At 55.2% G+C, this 5,299-nt stretch carries 4 protein-coding genes; 1 reads left to right on the top strand and 3 read right to left on the bottom strand.

Going from position 1 to position 5,299, the window contains the following annotated elements; all coding sequences use genetic code 11:
- Positions 1–21: 21 nt before the first annotated feature.
- From pbp2m to CRD13_RS07875, 3 genes are all read right to left on the bottom strand, one after another.
- Positions 22–1,803, bottom strand: coding sequence for a penicillin-binding protein PBP2M (gene pbp2m / locus CRD13_RS07885; RefSeq protein WP_016421369.1), 1,782 nt, complete (start codon positions 1,801–1,803; stop codon positions 22–24).
- A gap of 113 nt (positions 1,804–1,916) precedes the next feature.
- Positions 1,917–2,747, bottom strand: a complete 831-nt coding sequence (locus CRD13_RS07880) for a serine hydrolase (protein ID WP_012360808.1) — start codon at positions 2,745–2,747, stop codon at positions 1,917–1,919.
- Complete coding sequence (locus CRD13_RS07875; RefSeq protein ID WP_012360809.1) at positions 2,744–3,604, bottom strand: LysR family transcriptional regulator; 861 nt, start codon at positions 3,602–3,604, stop codon at positions 2,744–2,746. Before CRD13_RS07875 ends, CRD13_RS07880 begins: the two co-directional genes overlap by 4 nt.
- Positions 3,605–3,718: 114 nt before the next feature.
- Between CRD13_RS07875 and CRD13_RS07870 the strand changes: the two genes are divergently transcribed.
- Entirely contained in the window at positions 3,719–5,299 is a 1,581-nt protein-coding gene (locus CRD13_RS07870; protein WP_016421371.1) for a helicase-associated domain-containing protein, read from the top strand.

Below are 5,299 nucleotides of genomic sequence, written 5' to 3'. Positions count from 1 at the left end.
GCTAGAGGTTATGACGCAAGTTTATTGAATTCCAGAGAATTTCTGAACATCCGGCGAGCGAAGGAAACGCCCGGCCATTTCCACAGCTGGCTGAGAAGAATCTCCTTCGATTACAAGGGACGCAATCGCCAATTCCCCTGTCGTTCCAGCGAACCAGCCATTGGAAAGCTTGCCATCAATTTCTGCTGTACCAGTCTTTCCGCCAAGTGCACTAAGATCACTCAACGACCTAGCTGAACCGTGGTCAATTGTTGATTTCATCATCGTCCGGAGGCTTTGAATAGTTGTATCGCTGACATGCTGGTCTGCCTGTTTATTCACTACTGTCTGTTCGCCTTGAATGAGCTGTGGAGGAACAAGCAAGCCGCCGTTAGCGACAGTCGATTGCATGAGCGCAATCCCAAATGGACTAGCTAGAACCTCGCCCTGTCCAATAGAAGCCTCCACACGAGGAGGTCCAGCCGGTGTCCGCGGCACCGAACCAGTAAGTGTGGTCATCCCTGGTACGTCGAAGTCGGAGCCAATTCCGAGTTCTAAAGCAGTCCGTTGCAGATCATCTTCTCCCAAACGATCCGAAATGACCGCTTGGGTTGTGTTACATGATTGGGCGAAAGCTTCTTCCAGTCGAACGCTACCTAGATCGAAGTCATGATCGTTGGGAATCTTGCGTCCAGCGACGGTGATATTGCTAGGACAAGGTAGTTCCTCATCCATGCTGACTGCCCCTGCCTCTAGTGCCGCCGCTGTGGTCACAGTTTTGAACGTCGATCCCGGTGGGAATAGCCCGGTGAGTGCGATTGGCCCTTGGTTATTTGCCTTGTCATTTTGTGCAACGGCAAGGACACCTCCTGTTCTAGGATTGAGCACGACTAGAACTGCGGCACGTTGCTCACTGTCCACTGCTTGTTTTGCTGCGCTTTGCAGTGTGTTATCCAGAGTGGTTGCGATTGGCTGAACTCGGCGAGGCGGCTCAGAGGCTACCGTCGTCATACCTTGTGAACTCTCAGCGCGTATCGACCATCCTGAATTAGCATCGAGCACTGACTCCCAATATTTGTTCAATTCAGCATCCAGCGGAGAGTTAAGAGTTTTGGACACGCTTAAGAGACGCCCCTGCTCCACAGTGGAAATTCCCTCAAAGGTCCTAAGTTGCTCTTGTATCTTCCGGAATTCTTCCTGCCTCAAAGTGAGGAGCACGGTGTCTTCATCCTGAGACTCTCCCAAGGTCTGCTCGATCCACTCCTTAGTCGTTGTGGGAGACACTGGTGCAAAAATCTGGGCCAATTCCTGCGCTCTAGAGGCTATATCTTTGCGACCTCGTACCTGAATAACTTTCGTCCAGGTCATATATTCATTGCCCAAGCGATCTTTAATTGGAAGATCGTACTGTTTATCTTCAGCAAAAAAGAGTGCGGAATCATCGCTCAACTGAGCTTCGAAGATCGAAGGCAACCATTGAGGCTTACCATCCTGTCCACTAAGGACGAGCCGACCATTGCTCTCCAACTCCACACCATCTTTGGACCAAGTCACATGAGTATTCTGCTTTCCATTGGAAATATCAGATTTTTCGATGTTGACCTTCACACCATGAAGTGACTGCCGAAATTCATGAAGGGCGCGCTCCGGGTCTGGATGATCCAGATACCGTGCAGCCTTGCTGTCATCTCCCGCGTTGAAAGCTTTGAGAAATACGTCTGAGTCTGATTCCCACGGTAGAGCTGAACAGCTGCTCAACATCACTGCGGAGAGCGAACAGAGTGCAATCACCGACTGACGGAAACGATTGTGCTTAGTCATCATGGGAGTGACGTTAAGTGAGACGCATTGGATGCCACCAATATCACATAATGCAATTGTCTCATTTCATTCACATATAGGCGATGGTAGAAGTGTGTATTCAAGTGGCAGAAATTCTAACGAAGAGCGTCCACGAGCAGTCTAGCCACTTCGCCAATAGCACCATCGTGAGTACTCATTGCTTGTTCTGGCACCACCTGTTTCAGCATGATGGACACCACAATGGGCTCCTCGCCCTCAACCTGGATAATCGAAGCTTCACCATGGAGAAGTCCTACAGTGCCCGTTTTTCCATAGATATCAACGCCGCTTGGAGGAAAGCCTGAAGGAACACGGTGACGCCACACCTGCAACCCCAAGAGTTCACACATAGATCGACGTACCGCTGCACTATCGTCTTTCCAAACCTGTTCCAAGTCATTAGTTATTTCCGCCAACGAAGAGACTGCAGAAAACGCTATATCTGTACTACTCCCCCCTTGGGATTGAACATATTGACGCAATTGTTTCTCCGCCGTCACTAAGCTATTCCGATCTTGCAAGTCATAATGAGGTGGAAACCGTTTAAGAAATGCTTCTCGAGCCCACGCAGGCAGTAGACGCAAAATCTCGTGGGCGGCCACGTTATCTGACACCGATGCGACTTGTTTCATTAAGTCTCGGAGACTCACGTTCACTGCGTCATCAAAGGCAGCGAACCCATACCCTTCGTAAGTTCCTTTGGACGGTGCAACGTCAACACGAAGACGAGGATCCAGATCACCTCGTTGAATCGCTTCCAAAGTGAGGTGGAGGAGCCGGATTTTATATAAGGATGCCACCGTAATTTTCTCGTCTTGTTTGCGTCCGATAGTCACCCCATCGTGCAGTCGCGATGCACACCACCATCCCTCACACCCCGACCGCGTCAACACGTTTTCCAGGGCCATCTCCATCCGTGCAGTCATTGGTTAATCCTTCGACAAATTCTTTCGGCGACCGCCATGGCCTCGGCGCCATTGTCCATCCCACCTCGGCGAACCACTACATCCACGGAAAAATCGAAACGGGAAGGAAGCTCAATAGCATTGTCAAACTGGTGAAAACCGCGAAATACCAAAGACATCCCCTCCCCTCTTCCAATCAATAAGCCCCTACCTAGAGCATCCTCTGAATCATTAATTTCGCAAGACACACCCGACCGAAATAGCTCTCTCGCCAAACCACTGGCTGCACTTGAATTGTCATTCAGGTTCTCCACCAGCAGATTCAATTGAGACAAGGTCTTATCCAACCTTGAATACCCCGGCGGCACCACTAGATCACGTGACAGAGAAAACTGCCTCGCACTGCGGTGAGTACCCAAGGGAACCGGAGCTTGAACAAGCCCCGCATGAATAGCGCCTTCTTCAACACGGGCAAGAATCTCAACAGAAGGCAGTGACGACAAAACTACTCCATCATGCTGCTGTGCCTTTGCTGCAATACGCGATCCTATCTCGCTTGGAAGCGCACTACTGATGGCCAAACGAAACCCGCTTTGCGCACCACTTCGGATACCGTCAATCATCGAATGCATAGTCTGAAGATCGCGATTAATCACCCGGGCATATGGAAGCAAGGTCAACCCTGCCTCGGTTAGTTTCACTTCCCCCGCCCCTCGGATAAATAGCGGTGTACCTACACCAGCTTCTAAGCGCTTAATGGCATTGGAGACAGGCGGCTGACTCACTCCCAGTCGCGCTGCCGCCGCTGTAAAACTACCGGTCTCCGCTAAAGCCACGAAATACTGCCATTGGCGCAGATTTCCCGTCTGAGCAATCATGGGTCTCAGCATAGTGGAGCACGAGTTCGCACCACTGCAGCGTAAAATGATGTCTTTGGCTTGAGCAACACCGTCGCGGTGGCGTCGATAAACAAAAAGGAAGTGACACACAGCGTGGGCATTGGAAACGGACCGCTCATTGTGCAGTCGGATAAGACCGTGCTGCTGGAAATCGACCACGAACAGGCGCAGGAGGCGCGCACCGCGCTGGCACCGTTCGCGGAGCTGGAGCGCGCGCCGGAGCACGTGCACACCTACCGCATCACCCCGCTGGCGCTGTGGAACGCCCGCGCGGCAGGGCACGACGCGGAGCAGATCATGGACGTGCTGGAAACCTACTCGCGGTTCCCCGCCCCGCAGCCGCTGCTCATCGACATTGCCGACACGATGGATCGCTACGGGCGGCTGAAGCTCATCAAGCACCCAGCGCACGGGCTCGTGCTAGAGACGACGGACAGGGCTGTGCTGACGGAGATCCGGCGTCACAAAAAGATCAAGCCCATGTTGGGCGCAGAGATCGACGAGGACTCGATCGTTGTGCACCCTTCCGAGCGCGGCAGGCTCAAGCAGGAACTGCTGAAGGTCGGCTGGCCCGCAGAGGACCTGGCGGGATACGTCGACGGCGAGGCACACCCCATCGAGCTGTCGCAGGAACACGAAGAATGGCAGCTGCGCGACTACCAGGAGATGGCGGCCGATAGCTTCTGGGAAGGCGGCTCGGGCGTGGTAGTGCTGCCATGTGGTGCGGGCAAGACGATGGTCGGCGCGGCCTCGATGGCCAAGGCAAAGGCCACCACCCTGATCCTGGTGACGAACACCGTCGCGGGCAGGCAGTGGAAGGACGAGCTAGTGCGCCGCACCTCCCTGACGGAGGATGAAATCGGCGAATACTCCGGAGAGAAGAAGGAGATCCGCCCCGTGACCATCGCCACCTACCAAGTGGTCACGCGCAAGTCGAAGGGCGAATACCGGGCGCTGGAGCTGTTCGACTCCCGCGACTGGGGCTTAATCATTTACGACGAGGTTCACCTGCTGCCTGCCCCGGTGTTCCGCATGACCTCCGACCTGCAGTCTCGCCGCCGTCTGGGGCTCACCGCCACCCTGGTGCGCGAGGACGGCCGCGAAGGCGACGTATTCAGCCTGATCGGGCCGAAGCGCTATGACGCCCCATGGAAGGACATCGAGGCCTTCCTGGATCGCATGTCCCCCGGCGGTCTCTCGTCCGTTCCCCAGTCCCTGCGGTATTTGATTGACGACGCCACCAGGGCATTCCAGCAGGGCTCCGCCACCGAACCCCACTCGGCTCGTGTCCCGTCTCGCGTGGATACTCCCCAGCGCAACATCATGGACATCACTGGGGACTCCACCGAGATCGCCTCGGAGATCGACGGCGCCGTGGAGGGTTTTCGCCGCGCCCACGACCAGGCCATCGCCGTGGACCCGGCGGACGGCACGAAGGCCTCGGACACCCGGACCTTCCGCTCGCCGCGGGAGATCATGTCCGAGCTGCGCCGCGCCTATACCGCGGGCACACAGGTGCGCCTGCACTACGTGGACTATGCGGGTGCCACCAGCCATGACTGGATCTCCATCGTGATGATGACCCCCTCCACCATCTCCGCGGTGCTCGAATCCACCGGGGAGAGCCTCACGATCCAACCCCACCGCATCGCTGCGGTGGACGTGCCGTGCTAG

It is taken from the genome of Corynebacterium sp. LK26 (assembly GCF_014335085.1).
GTDB lineage: Bacteria > Actinomycetota > Actinomycetes > Mycobacteriales > Mycobacteriaceae > Corynebacterium > Corynebacterium jeikeium_D.
Note: the sequence above shows the minus strand (reverse complement) of the source record. Positions and strands in the feature narration are given on the sequence as shown.